Annotated in this window: 21 protein-coding genes; 12 read left to right on the top strand and 9 right to left on the bottom strand. The window is 71.5% G+C overall.

Annotation, left to right across the window (positions count from 1 at the left end; genetic code table 11):
* Nucleotides 1–152 precede the first annotated feature (152 nt).
* Both EDF47_RS17200 and EDF47_RS19960 read left to right on the top strand, forming a co-directional pair.
* Nucleotides 153–593 carry a VOC family protein gene (locus tag EDF47_RS17200; RefSeq protein ID WP_131846286.1) on the top strand — a complete coding sequence of 147 codons (441 nt, stop codon included), beginning with the start codon at nucleotides 153–155 and terminating at the stop codon, nucleotides 591–593.
* Between the two features lie 47 nt (nucleotides 594–640).
* Nucleotides 641–790, top strand: a complete 150-nt coding sequence (locus EDF47_RS19960) for a hypothetical protein (protein ID WP_165901403.1) — start codon at nucleotides 641–643, stop codon at nucleotides 788–790.
* Nucleotides 791–962: 172 nt separating this feature from the next.
* On the opposite strand, the gene EDF47_RS17195 is transcribed toward EDF47_RS19960, so the two are convergent.
* A complete protein-coding gene (locus EDF47_RS17195) occupies nucleotides 963–1,406 on the bottom strand; it encodes a thioesterase family protein (RefSeq protein WP_123292423.1) in 444 nt (147 codons plus the stop codon).
* A complete protein-coding gene (locus EDF47_RS17190) occupies nucleotides 1,403–2,011 on the bottom strand; it encodes a QsdR family transcriptional regulator (protein WP_123292424.1) in 609 nt (202 codons plus the stop codon). The genes EDF47_RS17195 and EDF47_RS17190 overlap by 4 nt, the downstream gene beginning before the upstream one ends.
* A 47-nt stretch (nucleotides 2,012–2,058) precedes the next feature.
* Between EDF47_RS17190 and EDF47_RS17185 the strand changes: the two genes are divergently transcribed.
* On the top strand, nucleotides 2,059–3,252 hold the full coding sequence (locus EDF47_RS17185; protein WP_131846285.1) for an acyl-CoA dehydrogenase family protein: 1,194 nt from the start codon (nucleotides 2,059–2,061) through the stop codon (nucleotides 3,250–3,252).
* A gap of 104 nt (nucleotides 3,253–3,356) precedes the next feature.
* Here EDF47_RS17185 and EDF47_RS17180 read toward each other — a convergent pair whose 3' ends face one another.
* Complete coding sequence (locus tag EDF47_RS17180; RefSeq protein ID WP_131846284.1) at nucleotides 3,357–5,441, bottom strand: alpha/beta fold hydrolase; 2,085 nt, start codon at nucleotides 5,439–5,441, stop codon at nucleotides 3,357–3,359.
* Nucleotides 5,438–6,334 carry a patatin-like phospholipase family protein gene (locus EDF47_RS17175; protein WP_131846283.1) on the bottom strand — a complete coding sequence of 299 codons (897 nt, stop codon included), beginning with the start codon at nucleotides 6,332–6,334 and terminating at the stop codon, nucleotides 5,438–5,440. Before EDF47_RS17175 ends, EDF47_RS17180 begins: the two co-directional genes overlap by 4 nt.
* 113 nt (nucleotides 6,335–6,447) lie before the next feature.
* On the opposite strand from EDF47_RS17175, the gene EDF47_RS17170 reads away from it, so the two are divergent.
* On the top strand, nucleotides 6,448–7,257 hold the full coding sequence (locus EDF47_RS17170) for a GAF domain-containing protein (RefSeq protein ID WP_123939195.1): 810 nt from the start codon (nucleotides 6,448–6,450) through the stop codon (nucleotides 7,255–7,257).
* A 41-nt stretch (nucleotides 7,258–7,298) separates the two neighbouring features.
* Nucleotides 7,299–7,484, top strand: a complete 186-nt coding sequence (locus tag EDF47_RS17165) for a hypothetical protein (RefSeq protein ID WP_123312988.1) — start codon at nucleotides 7,299–7,301, stop codon at nucleotides 7,482–7,484.
* A gap of 73 nt (nucleotides 7,485–7,557) precedes the next feature.
* On the opposite strand, the gene EDF47_RS17160 is transcribed toward EDF47_RS17165, so the two are convergent.
* Entirely contained in the window at nucleotides 7,558–8,586 is a 1,029-nt protein-coding gene (locus EDF47_RS17160; protein ID WP_131879032.1) for an NADPH:quinone reductase, read from the bottom strand.
* Nucleotides 8,587–8,734: 148 nt separating this feature from the next.
* Nucleotides 8,735–9,097, bottom strand: coding sequence for a helix-turn-helix domain-containing protein (locus EDF47_RS17155; protein WP_131846281.1), 363 nt, complete (start codon nucleotides 9,095–9,097; stop codon nucleotides 8,735–8,737).
* Nucleotides 9,098–9,209: 112 nt separating this feature from the next.
* Here EDF47_RS17155 and EDF47_RS17150 point away from each other — a divergent pair, with 112 nt between their 5' ends.
* A complete protein-coding gene (locus tag EDF47_RS17150) occupies nucleotides 9,210–9,857 on the top strand; it encodes an NAD(P)H-binding protein (RefSeq protein WP_131846280.1) in 648 nt (215 codons plus the stop codon).
* A gap of 219 nt (nucleotides 9,858–10,076) precedes the next feature.
* Here the strand turns inward: EDF47_RS17150 and EDF47_RS17145 are convergent, their stop codons facing one another.
* A complete protein-coding gene (locus tag EDF47_RS17145; RefSeq protein ID WP_133938766.1) occupies nucleotides 10,077–11,399 on the bottom strand; it encodes an MFS transporter in 1,323 nt (440 codons plus the stop codon).
* A gap of 147 nt (nucleotides 11,400–11,546) precedes the next feature.
* Between EDF47_RS17145 and EDF47_RS17140 the strand changes: the two genes are divergently transcribed.
* Complete coding sequence (locus EDF47_RS17140; protein ID WP_123292823.1) at nucleotides 11,547–12,404, top strand: LysR substrate-binding domain-containing protein; 858 nt, start codon at nucleotides 11,547–11,549, stop codon at nucleotides 12,402–12,404.
* Nucleotides 12,405–12,440: 36 nt separating this feature from the next.
* On the opposite strand, the gene EDF47_RS17135 is transcribed toward EDF47_RS17140, so the two are convergent.
* Nucleotides 12,441–13,541 (bottom strand): hypothetical protein, encoded by a 1,101-nt coding sequence (locus EDF47_RS17135; protein WP_131973741.1) that lies wholly within the window; start codon nucleotides 13,539–13,541, stop codon nucleotides 12,441–12,443.
* Between the two features lie 155 nt (nucleotides 13,542–13,696).
* On the opposite strand from EDF47_RS17135, the gene EDF47_RS17130 reads away from it, so the two are divergent.
* A complete protein-coding gene (locus tag EDF47_RS17130; protein WP_131846278.1) occupies nucleotides 13,697–14,665 on the top strand; it encodes an aldo/keto reductase in 969 nt (322 codons plus the stop codon).
* 88 nt (nucleotides 14,666–14,753) lie between these two features.
* Here EDF47_RS17130 and EDF47_RS17125 read toward each other — a convergent pair whose 3' ends face one another.
* Complete coding sequence (locus tag EDF47_RS17125) at nucleotides 14,754–15,389, bottom strand: NAD(P)-binding domain-containing protein (RefSeq protein WP_131846277.1); 636 nt, start codon at nucleotides 15,387–15,389, stop codon at nucleotides 14,754–14,756.
* A 76-nt stretch (nucleotides 15,390–15,465) separates the two neighbouring features.
* Here EDF47_RS17125 and EDF47_RS17120 point away from each other — a divergent pair, with 76 nt between their 5' ends.
* The 4 genes from EDF47_RS17120 to EDF47_RS17105 all read left to right on the top strand — a co-directional run bounded on the left by EDF47_RS17120 (nucleotide 15,466) and on the right by EDF47_RS17105 (nucleotide 17,305).
* Nucleotides 15,466–15,762, top strand: a complete 297-nt coding sequence (locus EDF47_RS17120; protein WP_111087034.1) for a GNAT family N-acetyltransferase — start codon at nucleotides 15,466–15,468, stop codon at nucleotides 15,760–15,762.
* A gap of 22 nt (nucleotides 15,763–15,784) precedes the next feature.
* Nucleotides 15,785–16,246 carry a VOC family protein gene (locus EDF47_RS17115; RefSeq protein WP_123292436.1) on the top strand — a complete coding sequence of 154 codons (462 nt, stop codon included), beginning with the start codon at nucleotides 15,785–15,787 and terminating at the stop codon, nucleotides 16,244–16,246.
* A gap of 82 nt (nucleotides 16,247–16,328) precedes the next feature.
* Entirely contained in the window at nucleotides 16,329–16,799 is a 471-nt protein-coding gene (locus EDF47_RS17110) for a MarR family winged helix-turn-helix transcriptional regulator (RefSeq protein ID WP_123939187.1), read from the top strand.
* Nucleotides 16,796–17,305: a YfcE family phosphodiesterase gene (locus EDF47_RS17105; RefSeq protein ID WP_131846276.1), complete on the top strand. Its 510-nt coding sequence runs from the start codon at nucleotides 16,796–16,798 to the stop codon at nucleotides 17,303–17,305. Before EDF47_RS17110 ends, EDF47_RS17105 begins: the two co-directional genes overlap by 4 nt.
* The last annotated feature ends 149 nt before the right edge of the window (nucleotides 17,306–17,454 follow it).

Here is a 17,454-nt window from a genome sequence, read left to right as displayed (position 1 = left end):
CCGCGGCGCTGGCGTTCGGGTCGAGCGCCGCTGTCCGGTCGCCGCACGCTGTCGGGATGCACCGAGGTGGCAGGGGTTGCCTCGGGTGCGCGTCGCAACCACGGCGCGCACCCGACAGCCCTGCGTCGGGTCGAACCCGGAGGAGCTCCACCATGACCGAACCGTTCGCACGCCCGACCGCCCTTGCCCACGTCCGCGTCACCGTGACCGACATCCACCGCAGCAAGGCGTTCTACCGGCAGCTGCTCGGCACCGACCCGGCGATCGACTTCAGCGACCAGGTCGACGAGCCCGGCGTGCGCGAGGACCGCGAGCGCTTCTACGGCGGCTCCGTGTTCCGGCTCGGCGACCAGGTCTTCGGTCTCCGCCCGGTCGCTCCGGCGGGGCAGACGTTCGACCCGGACACCGTCGGCCTCGACCACGTCAGCTTCGTCGTGGGATCCGTCGACGAGCTGCACCAGGCGGCCGCACGTCTCGACGCCGCGGGGGTCGAGCACGGCGAGGTCACCGACCTCGGTGACGCCGGCATGGTGATCCTGTCCGTGCAGGACCCCGACGACATCAACCTCGAGCTCGCTGCCCTCAAGTCCTGAGCAGTCCTCGGGCCGCGGGCTAGCATGGGGTGACGAGAGGGGACGTCATGCGCTTCGTGCAAGCCATCGGCCGGGGGATCGGCTTCGTGTTGTCGACCGTGGCGAAGGTGCTCGGGACCCTGAACGGCGCGAAGCCAGCGGGCGACGACCTCGCCGCGCGGCTGAACCAGCCGAGCCGCGACGACTACCGCCCCTGACCTTCTCGCTGCGCCAGCCCCCGGAGCCCGGTCCCGATCCGGCCTGCACAACCAAAGTGCCCTCGAGCCACGCGATTGCGCGGTTCGAGGGCACTTTGGTTGTGCGCCGAGGTGGGCAGGGTCGGCGCCCGAGCGGCGGCGCCGCGTCGGTGTCGGGCGACGGCGCGCGGGGTCAGTCGGCGACGGCGGGCTCCTGCGCGACCATCGTGCCGGTCACGAGCGCGCGCAGCGACTCCGGCAGGGGGATCGGTCGGCGGGCGCCCTCGCGGTCGATGATGACGTGCGCGAACTCGCCGGTGGCGAGCAGCGCGCCGTCGGACTGCCGGAACAGGCCGAACTCCCACGACAGGCTTGTGTTGCCGAGGTGCTTGGACCGCATCCCGACCTCGATGACGTCCGGCCAGACGGCGGACTCGACGAATCGGCAGCTCGACGACACCAGCACCGCGATCCACTCCGACGTGAAGGGGTCGAGACCCGCTTCCTCGCGGAACCAGTACGTCGACGCGTTGTCCATCGCCGAGTAGTAGATCGTGTTGTTGACGTGCCCGAACATGTCGTTGTCGTTCCAGCGCGTGGGGTAGAGGCGGCGGAACGGGTACTCGTCGATGGTCATCGGTCTCCGATCGGAGGTGCGGGTGTGGCGTGATCGGCGGCGGGGCGCAGCACGTACTCGAACGCGGCGCGTGCCCGGACGGGGTCGGGGGCCTCACCGGAGATGAACTCAGCGTAGGTGAACGACTCTGAGATCCGGACGAGCAGCCGCGCGAGCTCTTCGGCGGACAACGGGGCCGGATCGAACTCGCCGGACGACTGCTCCTCGACCACGAGCGCCGTGACCCGTTCGACGAACCGGCTCTGCACGTCGCTCTCCGAGGTGGTCAGCAGGCGCATCGCCCGCGCGGGTTCGCGGGTCAGGAAGGCGCGGAAGTAGGTGGCCTCGATGAGGTCGGCGGTGAACCGGTCGAGCACGTCGACGATGCGCGCCGCTCCGGACGACCCGATCGTGTCGGCAGCGCGGGACGCCCGGTCGAGCGTCGGGACTGCGAGGGACCACAGGATCTCGGACAGCAACCGGTCACGGTTGCCCACCCACCGGAACAGTGACGTACGGTCCACGCCGAGTGCGGCAGCCAACGCGCCCATGTCGATCCGTGAGCCGTCGATGAACGTGTGGCGAGCCTCCCGGAAGGCGCGCAGCGCAGAATCCGATGTGTACACGCGGTCCTCCCTTGCAACGTTTTCGAGAATGATGCATCGTTGGTTCCATGTCAACGCTGACGCCCACGACGGGCCTCCTCGAATCGGACTTCTACGGCTTCCAACAGCAGCTGACCGAGCCGGAGCGCGCGTCGATCGGGCGACTCCGCGAGTACCTCGAGCGCGAGGTCGCGCCCATCGCCGACGGGTACTGGGCACGCGCCGAGTTCCCGATGCAGGTGATCGCGCCCCTCGCCGAGCTGGGCATGTACGGGCCGGGGATCCCGCTCGTGCGCCAGTTCGAGAACTCGGCCGTGTACCGCGGGTGGGCTGCGCTCGAGCTCGGACGCGTCGACGCCAGCGTCGCGACGTTCATCGGCGTGCAGTCGGGTCTGGCGATGAACTCGATCGCCGTCGCCGGCAGCGAGGAACAGCAGCGCGAGTGGCTGCCGCGCATGGCGGCCGGCGAGGTCATCGGGGCGTTCGGCCTGACCGAACCGCTGTCCGGCAGCGACTCCGCCCGTGGCCTGCGCACCACCGCCCGCCGCGACGGCAACACGTGGGTGCTCGACGGCGAGAAGCGCTGGATCGGCAACGCCACCTTCGCCGACGTCGTCGTCATCTGGGCGAAGGACGTCGCCGACGAACAGGTGAAGGGCTTCCTGGTCACCACGGACACCCCCGGCTTCACTGCCACGAAGATCGAGGACAAGATCGCGCTGCGTGGGGTGCAGAACGCCGACATCGTCATGCAGGGGGTGCGCGTGCCGGAATCGCGTCGGCTCCAGCGCGCCGACTCGTTCCGGTCGACCGCCGAGGTGCTCCGTCTGACCCGCACCGAGGTGGCCTGGCAGGCCGTCGGCATCGCGGTCGGCGCCTACGACGCGGCGCTCGCGTACGCCCGCGAGCGGATCCAGTTCGGCAAGCCGATCGCGTCGCACCAGCTCGTGCAGGACCTGCTCGTGAAGTCGTTGTCGAACATCACGGCCTCGATCGCGCTCTGCACGCAGGCCTCGGCCATGCAGGACGCCGGTGTCGGGGGCGACGAGCACTCCGCGATGGCCAAGGCGTTCGCGACCGCGAAGATGCGCGAGACCGTCGGCTGGTGCCGCGAGGTGCAGGGTGGCAACGGCATCGTGCTCGACAAGGGCGTCGCCCGGTTCTTCGCGGACGCCGAGGCGATCTACTCGTACGAGGGCACCCGCGAGGTGAACACGCTCATCGTCGGTCGGGCGATCACCGGGCAGGCCGCCTTCGTCTAGCAGCCCGCCCGGATCGGGTCGGTCGGGTGGATCCGACCCGGAACGACGTTCTCGATGTCGTGCGACGTCGATCGTGTCGTTCCGGGTCGACCGCCACGCCCGCGCTACCCGAGCAGCTCCGGCCGCTCCCACTCCTGGCCGAGCACGTGCTGCCCGAGGAACGCGAACACCGTCTCGTACCAGACCACGGCGTGCTGCGGCGAGAGCACCCAGTGGTTCTCGTCCGGGAAGTACAGGAACCGGTGCGGCATCGTGCCGTCGTCGGCCGCGTGGTGCTCGGCGAGCTCGGACCACAGTCGCAGCCCCTCGCCGATCGGCACCCGGTAGTCCTTGTCGCCGTGGACCACGAGCATCGGTGACGTGATGTCCGCCACGAACCGGTGCGGGTCGTTGGCCTCGATGCCGGCGGCGTCGAAGATCGACGACCAGTACTGCGACGAGTCCGTGGTGCCGTTGAACTGGTCGAGCGCCCACAGGCTTGCGTGCGTGACGATCGCGCGGAAGCGGTCGGTGTGCCCGGCGACCCAGTTCGCCATGTAGCCGCCGAACGAGCCGCCCATCGCCGCCGTGCGGGTCTCGTCGATGTCCGCTCGGGCCTCGACCACGTCCGTGATCGCCAGCAGGTCGGTGTACGGCGCCTGCCCCCACGCGTTCCACCCACGGTTCACGAAGTCGAGCCCGTAGCCGGTCGACAGTGCCGGGTCCGGCAGCAGCACGGCGTACCCGCGCGCCGCCAGGAGCATCGGGTTCCACCGCCACGACCACTGGTTCCACGAGTTGAGCGGTCCGCCGTGGATCCAGAGCAGCAGCGGGTGCGGCCCGTCACCCTCCGGCACGACCAGCCAGCCGCGCACGCGCGCGCCGTCGGCCGCGGTCGTCTCGACCTCTTCCAGGTGCGCGGGGACCTCGGGCAGGGGCGCAGGCGTCGCGAGCGGGGTCACCTCGCCGTCCGTCGCGATCCGCACGGGGTGCAGCGGTGCCGCCCAGGAGGCCCGGAGCGCCACGACCGCGCCCGTCGCCTCCGCCACGCGCAGGCTCGAGTACGCCCAGTCGTCGTGGGTCAGCTGTTCGACGGCTGCGCCGTCGAGCGGGATGCGGAACACGGGTGCCCGGCCGTCCTGGTCGGCCACGGCGAGCAGCGCTCGGTCGCCGTGCTCGAACACGAGCTCGCTCGGCCAGCGGTCCCAGTCGGTGGCGATGCGGCGCGGGTCCGACCCGTCGATGCCGGCCGTCCAGACCTCTTGCTGGTTCGCACCGGCGGGGGTGGAGCGCACCGTCCGGACCCAGGCGATCGTGCGACCGTCGTGGCTCAGCGCGGGCATCTCGTGGTCGACGTCGGCGTCGTCGAACAGCACCGAGTGGTGGCCGCTGGTGCAGTCGATCGTGACGAGCGTCGAGCGGTCCCCACGGGCCTCCCGGACACCCACGGCTGCCAACAGGACGGAACCATCGGGCGTGAGTGCCCCGGCGACGTGGTCCAGCGACCGGCCGGGAGCCGGCGTGCGGTCGGTGAGGCGGGGGAGCGCGGTTGCGTCCTCGGCGTGGTCTTCGGTCTGGCCTTCGGCCAGGTCGAGCGTGAGGATGTGGGTCTGGGCCGGCCCGAGGTCGTGGTCCCAGTACCGCACCGGGTACGTCTCGTGCAGGATCGCGCGGACCTTCTTGTCCGTGCGGGCCTTCCGGAGCTGGGCGTCGGCGTCGACCACGGTGGCCGGGTCGGTACCGGCGCCGGGCAGCAGGTCGGCGGTGAGCGCTGCGGTGTCGGCGGCCGCAGCGGTCGCCAGGACGCCGCCGACCCCGCCGGTGAGCCGCGTCAGGGGGCGCGCTTCACCACCGGCCGCCGGGAGGACCCAGAGCTGGGCGGCGTCGGCGTCGGTGGCATCGGCGTCGGGGCGGGCGGAGACGAAGAGCAGGTCGCCGGTGCGGGTGAAGGCGATGCCGCCCTCACCCTTGGCGGAACGGGTGAGGCGGACCGCGGTACCGGCTGCGGCGCTGCCCGCTGCGTCGGCATCGGCGTTCGTTTCGGTGTCGTTGCCGGCGGGCACCTGCCAGATCGAGCGCCGGTACCCGGTGCGGTCCGGGTCGAGCGCACTGACAGTCAGGGCGACGCGCTCACCGTTCGGGCTGATAGCGATCCCGTCGACCCGGGGGAGCGCGATGTACTGGTCGAGGTCGGAGAACGGCGTCGTCATGCGACCACGCTCACCAGGTCATCGGCCCAGAAGGCGGCGATCTGCTCGGCGACCGCCGTGCCCTGGGCGCGGCCGGCCTCGGCCGAGGGCGCCTGGGTGGCCAGCGAGAGCGAGTTCGTGCCGAAGGCTTCCTGCGCGGTGCTGTCCGCCACGACGACCTCGACCGAGCTGCCGCCGGCGCGGAGCGACTCGACCGCGACGTCGAGCCACGGGCCGACCGGCGACGGACCCTCGGGACCGCAGGCGATCACGAGGACACGCTCGTGTCCGGCGGCGGCGTCGGCGTTCGTGCCGGAGCGGACCCCGCCGTCGACGTACGGTCGGCCCTCGATGCCGACGGGCGACCACACGAAGGGCACGGAGCAGCTCGCGGCGACCGCACGGGGGAGCGGGACGCCGTCGGCCGCGGTCAGCAGTCGGAACGTGCCGTCGGTGGCGTCGACCGCGGTGATCGCGAGCGGCTTCGCCGGCCAGTCGGTGGACGGCAGGGTCTCGGTGAAGGTCGCCGCGCGCTCGTCGTCGGACTGTCCGTCGGTGACCTGCTGGGCGGCGAGGCCGAGGCGGGCGCGGGCGTCCTGCTCGCCGGTCGCGCCCTCGAGCGCGGCACCGATCCGCTGCTGGACGGCGTCGGTGTCGATGGCCGGCGGCTCGACGTAGGTCGTCGGTGCGGGGGTGTGCTGCTGGTCGTACGCCTGCTGCACCGCGCCGTTCCGGACGAAGGCGCCGACGACGCTGCCGGCGCTCGTGCCGACGACCAGGTCTGCGGCGTCGAGGTCGACGCCGGCGTCCTGCAGGGCGGTGAGGACGCCGACCTCCCAGGCGATGCCGGCGACACCTCCGCCACCCAGGACGAGGGCTCTGGATCCGGGAACTGGCGTGCTGGCATCGGTCATGGGTCTTGCTTACCAGGTGCGTGCGACGGGCCGGTGGAGGCCGACAGATCCTGTGGAGAACCGACCTGTGGACAACTCCGTCTGCGTCGGTGGCGTGACCTAGCGTCGTGGTCATGGGGCAACAGCGTTCAGGACGGGTCGGCACGGTCGGGTGGCCGATCGTGGTGGCGGCCGCGCCCACTGCGGCGTTCCAGCTGCCGAACCTGTTCGTCACCCCGGCGGTCCGACTGTCGCTCGTCGTGTTCGGGCTCGTCGTGCTGGCCGGTGCCGTGGCGGTGCAGGTGGTCCGGACCCGACGCAGCGACGCTGCGCGGGCGGTGGCCGAGGAGAACGCGACCGGGGCCGAACTCGAACAGTCGACGGCGGTCCGGTACGCGTTCGGCCAGATCGCCACTCGGCTCGTCCGCTTCACCGAACTACCCCGTTCCGAGCGCCACGGCGAACTCTCCGTCGTCGCTGACCGCGTCGCCGTGGCCCTGGCGTTCTACCTGCTGCCGAAGGTGCCCGACGTCCGGGCCAACGTGTACCAGCTGTCCACCGATCTGCGTGCGCTCGAGCCGATCGGTCACGGGGGTGCCGGCGACACCGCCGGGGTCTTCCGCGCGGGCACGCCCTACGGCGACCGCAACCTCGAGTGGGTGCTGGTCGGGGGATCACCCCGGATCGTCGGCGACCGCTCGGCCGACGTCGACGTGGACCAGGACGTGCCGGGCTTCGAACCGCGCTACTCGTCGTACGTCTCGGTGGTGATCCGGTCCGACCAGTACTCGTTCGGCATGCTCACCGTCGACTCCCCGGTCCCCGACGCCTTCACCGAACTCGACGCCAAGAACATCGCGATGATGGCGTCGTTCATGGCCGTGGCGTTCTCGTTGACCTACTCGTTCCCCGAGCGCGACCGCAATCCAAGGAAAGGCCCGTGATGCTCACACGCTCTGTCGGACGCTCGACGTACGATGCCCTCATGACGACCGTGAACCCTGCTCCGCCGTCGTTCGGGCGTGCCCGGATCTCATCGCCGAACTGGAACGACACCACCACCGACGCCGACTACGAAGACCTCGACGTCATCGCCGCCAACATCGAGCGCGAGCGCGAAGCAGCCCGGATCCGGGTCGCCGCAGCCATCGCCGCGCGCCTGGGTCGCTGACCCTTCCCGCATCGTCCACCACGAACGGCTCCCACGGGTGTGGGAGCCGTTCGTCGTCTGGGCGTCGGGGCTACTACGCCTGGGGCACGTCGATCAGCACCTTGCCGACGGTGTCCTGCTCGACGGCGTCGTGCGCGTCCGCGGTGCGGGCGAGGTCGAAGCGGGTGAGCGGCAGTCCCGCGTCCGCGCCGACCGGCAGCACGCCGTCGTGCAGCGCCTCGGTGACGTCCTCGGCTGCTGCGGCCAGGGCCTCGTCACCGATCGTGTAGAGCAGCAGGAACTGGTAGCGCGCGTTCACGCTCATGTTCGGGCGGATCGGCAGCGTGGCCTCGTCGCCGCCGTTGTTCGCGTAGATCGACACGACGCCGTGGTTCGCGAGGACTTCGGCGACCAGTTCGGCGTTCTGGGGGATCGACACCTCGACGACGATGTCGACGCCGTCCCGCGCGATCTCGCGGATGCGAGCCGCGGCGTCGTCCTGCCGGTAGTTCACGACGTGGTGGGCACCCGCCGCGGTGGCGAGTGCGGCCTTGTCGTCCGAGCTGATCGTCGTGATCACCGTCGCGCCGGCCCAACGGGCGAGCTGGATCGCCGCGTGCCCCACCGCTCCGGCACCACCGGCGACGAGCACCGTGACGCCGTCGAGCGCACCGGGGCCGAGTCGTGCGGGGCCGTCCTCGTGCGTCGTGAGGGCGCGGTGCGCGGTCATCGCCGGGACACCGAGCGAAGCACCGATGTCGAAGCTCGTCTCGTCGGGCAGGCGGACCGCTCGGGTCTCCGGCACGACGGTGTACTCCTGAGCAGTCCCGGTCGGGCGCGAGGCGGCGGCCATGAAGAGCCACACGCGGTCACCGACGGCGAGGTCCTCGACACCCGGGCCGACCGCGTCGACGACACCGGCGCCGTCCTGGTTCGGGGTGATCTCGGGGAAGGGCAGTCCGTCGCCGTAGGTACCGCCCGCCCGGGCCTTCCAGTCCGTCGGGTTCACGCCGGAGACGACGACGCGGACGCGGACCTCGCCGGCGCCGGGTTCGGGGACGTCCCGCTCGACGAGTTCGAGGACGCTGCTGTCACCGGGCTTCGTGTAGACGATCGATCGCATGTCCCCAGGCAACCACTCGCCGCCGTCGGGGATTCCGAGTGTGGGCGTGGCGGCACTTCGTGAGCAGAAATGGTCGGGTGCGTTCGGCGGACCCGACCATTTCTGCTCACGAAGCGCCCCCCGCCCCGCCCGCGCCCGCCGCGCCAGGTCAGCGCGCGTCGTACTCCACGCGCGACACCGCGACGTCGTCCATGTGCGAAGTGGCCCACGCCTCGAGCGGCTCGAGCACCCGGCGGAGCGACCGCCCGCGATCGGTGAGCTCGTACTCGACGTGCGGCGGGATCTCGGGGAACACCGTGCGGGTGACGAGTCCGTCCCGCCCGAGTGCCCGGAGGGTCTGCGTGAGCATCTTCTGCGACACGCCCTGCACCCGGTTCGCGATCGCCGAGTACCGTTGCGGCCCGTCGGCGAGGGTGCCGATCGTCAGCACGCTCCACCGGTCGCCGATGCGGTCGAGCAGCTGGCGACTGGGGCAGTCGGCCGCGTAGGGGCTGTACTCGAGTGCTGACATCTGGCCTGGCCTCCGTGACGAACGCGCTCCGATACGCACCGTGAGGTGCCTACTTACTCAAAGAGAGTAACTCTTGTACGGTGAGCTGCACCAGCCCCACGAAAGGAACAGCATGACCAGCATCGTCGTCTTCGGAGGCACCGGCTACGCCGGCTCCGCCATCACCAGCGAAGCCCTCTCCCGTGGCATCGCCGTCACCGCCGTCGCGCGCGACACGAGCAAGCTCGACGCCGCCGAGGGCCTGACCCTGGCGCAGGGCGATGCCTTCGACGCCGACTTCGTGGCCGAGGTCACGAAGGACGCCGACGTCATCGTCGTCGCACTGCACGCGGTCCAGGCCGACGGCAGTGAGCTCAAGGACGAGTTCCAGCACTTCGTCGACGCTGCGGCCAGCGCCGGTGCGCGTCTCGGCATCGTGGGCGGCGCCGGTTCGCTGCTCGTCGCCGACGGTGGACCGCGCCTGTTCGACTCGGCCGAGTTCCCGGACGCGTTCAAGGGCGAGGCGAAGAGCCACGCGCAGATCCTCGACGCGCTCCGTGCCTCGGACACCGACGTCGACTGGTTCTACGTCAGCCCGGCCGCCGGCTACGGCAGCTACAACCCGGGCGAGCGTCGTGGCACGTACCGCACGACCGACGAGGTCCTGCTGACCGACTCCGAGGGCAACTCGGACATCTCCGGCGACGACTTCGGCCTGGCCTTCGTCGACGAGATCGCGAACCCGGCGCACCACCAGGCCCGTTTCGGCGTGGCTTACTGAGGCAACCGCTCACCGGACGGGAGGCGCGTGGCGGGGCCGCCCCGTGCCTCCCGTCCGTCCGGGACCGCGTCCGCGCCCTGTTGCGGGCATTGCGCCCCTGTGTGTCGGGGCGCGACGCCCGCAACAGGGCGCAACGCCTTGGCGCGCGGCGGACGGGAGGCCCGTGGCGACGCCGCCACGCGCCTCCCGGTCGGCGCGCCGGTGCGTCCACCGCCCCGCTCAGTGGGCGACGATGGCCGGCAGCGGCACGTGGTGGCGCATGCGCACGGCGAGGTGCAGGCCACCTCGGCGGGCGAGGACGAGCGCGATCACGGCAGCGGCCGCCGCGGGCACCCCACCGGCGACCATCATCCCGACGTGCGCCCCGAAGTGGTCGACGACCTGGCCCATCAGCGGCCCGCCGATCGCCTGGCCGCCGAGCAGCACGAGCACGTAGAGCGACATCACCCGGCCGCGGATCGCCACGTTCGACGACAGCTGCACGAGCGAGTTCGACGCGGTCTGGAACAACAGCTGCGACATCCCGACGGCGACGAGCGCCACGGTGAACGGCGCGATCACGGGGATGGACCCGGAGACCACGAGCAGCACCCCGGTCCAGAACACCCCGCCGACGATGGTCCGGAGCCGCACGACCGCCCGCCGCGTGGAGAGCAGGGCGCCGACGAGCGCACCGATCGCCACGGCCGAGTTGAACACGCCGTACCCGGCGGCGCCGACGTCGTGAACCTGTGACGCGAAGGCCGACAGCAGCACGGGCATCGTCAGGGCGAACACCGAGAAGAACGCGACGAGGATCACCGGCACGATGATCGTCGGCTTGTTCACGGCGTAGCGGAGCCCCTCGATCAGCTGTCCCTTGCCGCGGGGCGCCGGGGGCGTCCGGTGCAGCTCCGACACCTTCAGGAACCCGAGCGTCACGACGACGGCGACGCAGGCGATCGCGTTCACGCCGAACGACCACCCGGCCCCGACGGCGACGAGCAGCGCGCCGGACAGCGCCGGGCCGATCATGCCGCCGAGCTGGAACACCGACGAGTTCACGCTGATCGCGTTGCGGAGGTGCTGGTGTCCGACGATCTCGGTGACGAACACCTGGCGAGCCGGGTTGTCGATCACGGTGACCATGCCGACCAGGAACGCGATCACCCAGATGTGCCAGGCCTCGACCACACCGGCGAGCGTCAGCACGGCGAGCAGTGCGGACAGCACCGCGAAGGCGCCCTGCGTGATCATCATCAGCGCGCGCTTCGAGAACCGGTCGACGAGCACGCCGCCGAGCAGCCCGAACAGCAGCATCGGCGCGAACTGGCAGGCGACGGTGATGCCGACCTGCGCGACCGAGCCGGTCAGCTGCAGGACGAGCCAGTCCTGGGCGATGCGCTGCATCCACCCGGCGGTCATCGCGACGAGGTTGGTGGCCGTGAACAGCCGGAAGTTCGGCACGGACAGGGCGATGAGGGTGTGCCGCCAGGGCGGGCGGGTGGCCTGGATCGGGAGTGGTTCGGTGGGCGGGGGGAGGGTCGTCGATGACGCACTCACGGTGAGGGGTTCTCCGGACGTCGTTGCGGATCTGGTACCCCAACGAAACTACGTGGCCGCGGGCCATTCGACACCCCTATGGTGGCTATCAATCCATTGCGATGTCGAATGACCGCGCGAACGACCGCGCGAACGAACGAGGTGCCCGTGCTCGATCCGGTCCTGCTGCAGACCTTCCTGGCCGTCGCCGAGACGCAGAGCTTCACGCAGGCCGGAGCCCGCCTCGGCATCAGCCAGCCCACCGTCTCCCAGCACGTCCGGCGGCTCGAGACCGCGGTGTCCCGCACGCTCGTCGCCCGCGACACCCGTGGCGTCACCCTCACGGACAACGGCGACGCGATGGCCGGCTTCGCCCGGACGATCCTCGCGGCCCACGCCACCGCGGATGCGTACTTCTCGGGGTCGGCGACCCGTGGGCGCCTCCGGTTCGGTGCGGCCGACGACCTCGCGATCACGCAGTTGCCGCGCATCCTCCGGGACTTCCGGCGGCTGCACCCGCAGGTGAACCTCGAGCTGACGGTGAACCAGTCGTCACCGCTCCTGCGCCGGGTGCACGCCGGGCAGCTCGACCTGGTGTTCATCAAGCAGACCGCGGGGGAGTCCGCCGAGGGGACCCGGGTCGCGACCGACCAGATGGTGTGGATGGCGCAGGACGGCATCGCGGTCGAACGCGACGAGCCCGTGCCGCTCATCGCGTACCAGGCGCCGAGCATCAGCCGGCAGATGGCGATCGACGCCCTCGAGGCAGCGGGCCGCACCTGGCGGATCACCTGCAACACCCGCGACGTGAACGGCGTGCTGGCGGCGGTGCGGGCGGGGATCGGCGTGGCGGTGTTCCCGCACTCGCTCATCCCTGCGGACCTGGTGAAGGTGTCGCAGCGGCTCGGGTTGCCGGATCTGCCGGCGGTCGACTACGTCCTCATCGCCAACCCGACGGTGCAGCGCGAGCCGATCGACGCCCTGACGAACGCGATCCTGTCGCGCGGGGTCGTCCGCGCCGTCTGACCGCCAGCCGAGGGGCCGAACCGGAGACCGAGCCCGCTACGGCGCGAGGGTCGGGGTCGTCCCGGTCCCGGTCAGGTCGGGCAGCGTCACCCCGGCGAGCGGCAGCAGCGCCGACGCGACGGCCCACAGCAGCACGAGCGTTCCGACGCCACCGAGCACGGCGCCGAGCAGCGCGACCGGCCGCTGCCACGTCGCCGCGCGGTCGCGGAGCGTCACGAGCGACACCACCAGCGCGAGGAGTCCGAGCACGACGCCGACACCGTGCACGGTCGCCGGCGCGGTGAACCACCAGGCCGCGAGTCCGAGCGTCGCGATGCCCGCCACGGCGCCCAGGACCGCCCCGGGCGTCGCACCGAGTGCGCGGCGCGGCTCCGGCTCGGCGGCTGCGGCCACGGGCTGGTCGAGCAGTTCGGTCGGGAGGCCCGGCTCGGCCCCGACGGACGCACTCGCCTCCGCCACGGGTGCGGTCGAGGGCACGGTGGCGTTCGTGGGCACGGTGGCGTTCGTGGCCGCGGGTGCAGCCGCGGACTCCGGCGCCTGCAGGACCGCGTCGAAGGAGCGCACGTGGGCGGACGCCGGGGTCGGTGCCGGGGTCACGGCGGTGGCGGCGGCCTGCTGGTGGGCGAAGCGGCGGGGCGTGCGGAAGCCGATCGGACCGACGGGTTCGGGCTCGGTGCCCTCGACGACGACGTGCTCCAGGCCGGGCACGGAGAACCGGGGCTGTCCGGCGGAGGGCACGGGCGACGGTGCGGGGGCCGGCGCGGTGCGGGGAGCGGCGTCGATCGGTGAGACCGGGGTCGGTGCGGAGGCCACGGCGGCGGTGTCGAACGGCACGGTGTGCACAGTCGGTGATGTGGGGGCCGGCGGCAGGAGGTCCTGCTGCGGCGGGTAGTCGGGGACCGTGACGTCGTCCTCGACCAGGGTGGCGATGGACGCAGGCTCCGGCGTCGGCGCTGCCGTCGGGTCGAGCGTGGCCGTCGGCTGCGGGGCGGAGCCGAGCACGGCGGTGGGAGCCGGTGCACCGTGGGCGGCGCGCGACGTGGCGGGGGTGGGACGGGCCTCCTGGCCGGTGCTCGCTGCGGAGTCGGACGCGACCCGCCCGGCGGACGCGGCCGGTTCGACGACCGGTGCGGTCACCCAGGACGGGACGGGACGGCGCGGCCGTTCCGAATCCTGCATGCGATGCGACGCCACTGCGGTGCTCCCTTCGTCGACTGATCCATCGTCAGTTCTAGCGGCAACGGTCGCGGATGTCGCAGCCCCAGTTCCGGGGTCGCCGGTACGTTCGGGGCATGACCGGAATCGAACACCGTCCACTGGGCCCCTCGGGGCTCGTCGTCTCCACCGTCGGCCTCGGCTGCAACAACTTCGGGCGGCCGGGGACCGCCTCCGAGTCGCAGGAGGGCACCGACGCCGTCGTGCGGGCGGCACTCGACGCCGGGGTCACGCTCTTCGACACGGCCGACATCTACGGCGGCCGGCCCGGCATGTCCGAGGAGATGCTCGGCCGGTCGATCGCGGGGCGGCGTGACGAGATCGTGCTCGCGACGAAGTTCGGCATGGACATGCAGGGCGCGAACGGCCCGGACTGGGGTGTGCGGGGGTCGCGACGGTACGTCCGGTTGGCCGTCGAGTCGTCGCTCCGTCGCCTCGGCACGGACTGGATCGACCTGTACCAGATGCACCGTCCCGACGACGTGACCCCGATCGAGGAGACGCTGTCGGTCCTCGACGACCTGGTCCGCGAGGGCAAGATCCGCTACATCGGGCACTCGAACTTCGCGGGGTGGCAGATCGCCGAGGCCGAGTTGACCGCGTCGATCGCCGGCACCACGGCGTTCGTGTCCGCGCAGAACGAGTACAGCCCGCTCGCCCGTGCCGCCGAGGCCGAGGTGCTGCCGGCCGTCCGCGCCTACGCCCTCGGGTTCCTGCCGTTCTTCCCGCTGTACAACGGGCTGCTGACCGGCAAGTACACGAAGGCCGGGGGTCCGGCCGACGGGCGTCTGTCGACGTCGAAGCCGCAGCTGCTCGAGGACGCCCCGTGGGACGTGCTCGACGACTACCAGCGCTTCTGCGACCACCGCGGTGTCACGATGCTGCAGGCGACCTTCGCGTGGTTGCTCGCGCAGCCGGGGCTGTCGAGCGTCATCGCGGGGGCGACGAAGCCGGAGCAGATCACGCAGAACGTCGAGGCCGGCACCACGTGGGAGCCGACCGAGGACGACATCGCCGACATGACGGTCATCTTCGACCGGGCGTAGGCGGGCCGTCGGCGCCGGGTTTCGCGCTGGACGACAGTTCGCGGGCTCCGCAGCTCGTGATGTGTCGCTCAGCGCGAAACCGCGCGCGTCAGCGGGTGGCTGCCTGCAGTGCGTCGCGCAGCTGGTCGGCGGTCAGGCGCGGGCCGTAGCCGGGGGTGTCCCGCTGGATGCGCCAGCCCTCGGCGAGGGGTCCGGCGTCGACGACGTCGAAGCCGAACTCGTCGATGAGGTCCGCGGTGACCTGCTTCGCCTCGGCGTCGTCGCCCGCGATCACGAGGGCGCGACGGTCCGGGGTACGGGCCGGGCTGGCGTGGCCGGTGAGGTCCGCGGCGCCGATGTGGTTGAACGCCTTGACGACCCGGGCGCCGGGCAGGTGGTCCTGCAGCAGCTCGGCCGTCGTCGTCGACTCGTCGTCGAGCGCAGGGATGTGGCCGTCGCGCTCCCAGTAGTAGTTGTTCGTGTCGATGACGACTTTGCCGACGAGCGGCTCCGCCGGGATCGTCTCGATTGCGGCGAGCGGCACCGTCACGACGACGACCTCGCCGGCGGCGGCGGCTTCGTCACGGGTGACCGCACGGGCCTGGTCGCCGAGTTCGGCCACCAGGCCGGCCAGGGTCTCGGGGCCGCGGGAGTTCGCGATCACGACCTGGTGGCCGTGCTGTACCGCGAGCCGTGCCAGTTGGGATCCGATGTTGCCTGCGCCGATGATGCCGATCGTTGTCATGGTGTCCATCCAACGCTCGGCGGCCACGAGCATTCCCGGTGGGGCACGTGCGCCCCGGGCGGAGCATGATGGCGGCATGGACCACGAGTTCCGCGACGAGACCGACCAGGACCGCTACGCGATGTACGTCGGCGGCGAGCTCGTGAGCGTGCTCGACTACCGCGAGAACGGCGACGCGATCGCGTTCCCGCACACGTACACGGTGCCGAAGCACCGCGGGCACGGCTACGCGGCCGAGCTCGTCGAGTACGCGGTCGCCGACGTCGAGACGAACTCGACGAAGCGGGTCGTGCCGATGTGCTGGTTCGTCGGCAAGTGGTTCGACGAGCACCCCGAGAAGTCAGACCTGCTCATCCGCAGTGCCGCGGACTGAGCCGACGCGAGAAGAGCGCCCCATGCCCACCATCACCCCCTTCCTCTGGTACGACGACCAAGCCGAGCAGGCCGCCCGGTACTACGTCGACCTGTTCCCCGGTAGTTCGATCGACAGCGTGGCGAAGACCCCGGACGGCGCGACCCTGGTCGTCGAGTTCACCTTGCTCGGGCAGCCGTACCGGGCGATGAACGGCGGCCCCGGACACCCGCACACCGATGCCGTCTCGTTCCAGGTCGACGTCGACACGCAGGACGAACTCGACCGCATCTGGGACGCCCTGCTCGCCGACGGCGGGAAGCCGAGCATGTGCGGCTGGTTGTTCGACCGCTGGGGTGTCGCGTGGCAGGTGACCCCGTCGATGATGGGTGAGCTCATGACCGGGTCGGGCGACCCCGAGGCGAACGCCCGTGTCTTCCAGGCGATGATGACGATGCAGAAGCTCGACATCCCCGCGCTCCGGGCCGCAGCTGCAGGTCACTGAGCCCGAATCTCGCGTACCGACCGGTATGGTGTCGGCACAGAAGACCGCCGGCCGGCGCCGGCACCGAAAGGCTGGAGCCACGATGGACCACCCGAGCTCCGGGATCCGGAACAGCGAGATCGGCCGGGCGTACACCGAGCTCGCCCGGATCACCCGACGTGCGAGCATCCGTGCCCGCGGGTCCGACCAGGCACTGAGCGTGGTCGACCAGTCCCTCGTCGACTTCGTGGTGCAGCACCCCGGCTGCATGGCCATCGACATCGCCCGGTACCTGCGCCTGAACCGCTCGACGATCTCGCGCCAGCTGTCCGGGCTCCTCGCCACGAAGCTGATCGAGACGACCGACGGCGGTACCGGCAACGCGAAGCCCCTCGTGGCGACGGACGCCGGTCGCACCGCGCTCGAACGCTCCGTGCAGCTGCACCGGGATGCGCTGGAGGAACGGCTCGCCGGCTGGTCCGACGACGACATCGCCCTGCTCGCCGGACTGCTCGAACGGCTCGGTGCCTCGGACGAGGCCGGGCTGCCGATGCCCGGACGATCCTCGACGTGACCACGTCGTTCGTCCTGCTCTCCGACACGCACCTGCCGAAGCGGGCGAAGGACCTGCCCGCGGCGCTCTGGGCGGACGTCGACGCCGCCGACCTGGTGGTGCACGCGGGGGACTGGGTCGACCTCGCCACCCTCGACGCCGTGCAGGCCCGATCCCACCGGTTCGAGGGTGTGCGCGGCAACAACGACGGCCCCGAGTTCGACGACCGGCTGCCGCTCGTCGCGCACTTCGCGGTCGAGGACCTGCGGTTCGCGCTCGTGCACGAGACCGGTGCCGCGACGGGCCGGGAGCGCCGGATGGCCGCCGAGTACCCGGACGTCGACGTGCTCGTCTTCGGGCACTCGCACATCCCGTGGGACACCGTCGCACCGTCCGGGCTGCGACTGCTCAACCCCGGCTCGCCGACCGATCGCCGTCGGCAGCCGGACTTCACGTGGATGCGCGGCACCGTGACCGGCGCCGAACTGGCCGTCGAGCTGGTGCGCTTGCCGCCGCCGGCCCGCTGAGGCCGCGCGAACTGGCCCGTTCGCGAAAGCGACAGATCCCCGCGGAACATCGGCGGTGGATTCAAGTGGTCGGTGCAACACCGCCTGTCAGTGACGCCGAGAGTAGCTCGTCGAGAGCTTCTCTCGGCGTCATGGCGTCGAGGCGTTTG

Origin of the sequence: Curtobacterium sp. PhB190 (assembly GCF_004365385.1) — a bacterium.
In the GTDB taxonomy this organism is placed as follows: Bacteria; Actinomycetota; Actinomycetes; order Actinomycetales; family Microbacteriaceae; genus Curtobacterium.
Note: the sequence above shows the minus strand (reverse complement) of the source record. Positions and strands in the feature narration are given on the sequence as shown.

Excerpts from the sequence above, each read along its gene's own strand:
- EDF47_RS17165 (WP_123312988.1), top strand. The coding sequence starts at position 7,299 with ATGACGACCGTGAACCCTGCTCCGCCGTCGTTCGGGCGTGCCCGGATC.
- EDF47_RS17170 (WP_123939195.1), top strand. The coding sequence starts at position 6,448 with ATGGGGCAACAGCGTTCAGGACGGGTCGGCACGGTCGGGTGGCCGATC.
- EDF47_RS17160 (WP_131879032.1), bottom strand. The coding sequence starts at position 8,586 with ATGCGATCGATCGTCTACACGAAGCCCGGTGACAGCAGCGTCCTCGAA.
- EDF47_RS17150 (WP_131846280.1), top strand. The coding sequence starts at position 9,210 with ATGACCAGCATCGTCGTCTTCGGAGGCACCGGCTACGCCGGCTCCGCC.
- EDF47_RS17185 (WP_131846285.1), top strand. The coding sequence starts at position 2,059 with ATGTCAACGCTGACGCCCACGACGGGCCTCCTCGAATCGGACTTCTAC.
- EDF47_RS17130 (WP_131846278.1), top strand. The coding sequence starts at position 13,697 with ATGACCGGAATCGAACACCGTCCACTGGGCCCCTCGGGGCTCGTCGTC.
- EDF47_RS17120 (WP_111087034.1), top strand. The coding sequence starts at position 15,466 with ATGGACCACGAGTTCCGCGACGAGACCGACCAGGACCGCTACGCGATG.
- EDF47_RS17180 (WP_131846284.1), bottom strand. The coding sequence starts at position 5,441 with ATGACGACGCCGTTCTCCGACCTCGACCAGTACATCGCGCTCCCCCGG.
- EDF47_RS17125 (WP_131846277.1), bottom strand. The coding sequence starts at position 15,389 with ATGACAACGATCGGCATCATCGGCGCAGGCAACATCGGATCCCAACTG.
- EDF47_RS19960 (WP_165901403.1), top strand. The coding sequence starts at position 641 with ATGCGCTTCGTGCAAGCCATCGGCCGGGGGATCGGCTTCGTGTTGTCG.
- EDF47_RS17115 (WP_123292436.1), top strand. The coding sequence starts at position 15,785 with ATGCCCACCATCACCCCCTTCCTCTGGTACGACGACCAAGCCGAGCAG.
- EDF47_RS17155 (WP_131846281.1), bottom strand. The coding sequence starts at position 9,097 with ATGTCAGCACTCGAGTACAGCCCCTACGCGGCCGACTGCCCCAGTCGC.
- EDF47_RS17110 (WP_123939187.1), top strand. The coding sequence starts at position 16,329 with ATGGACCACCCGAGCTCCGGGATCCGGAACAGCGAGATCGGCCGGGCG.
- EDF47_RS17195 (WP_123292423.1), bottom strand. The coding sequence starts at position 1,406 with ATGACCATCGACGAGTACCCGTTCCGCCGCCTCTACCCCACGCGCTGG.
- EDF47_RS17200 (WP_131846286.1), top strand. The coding sequence starts at position 153 with ATGACCGAACCGTTCGCACGCCCGACCGCCCTTGCCCACGTCCGCGTC.
- EDF47_RS17175 (WP_131846283.1), bottom strand. The coding sequence starts at position 6,334 with ATGACCGATGCCAGCACGCCAGTTCCCGGATCCAGAGCCCTCGTCCTG.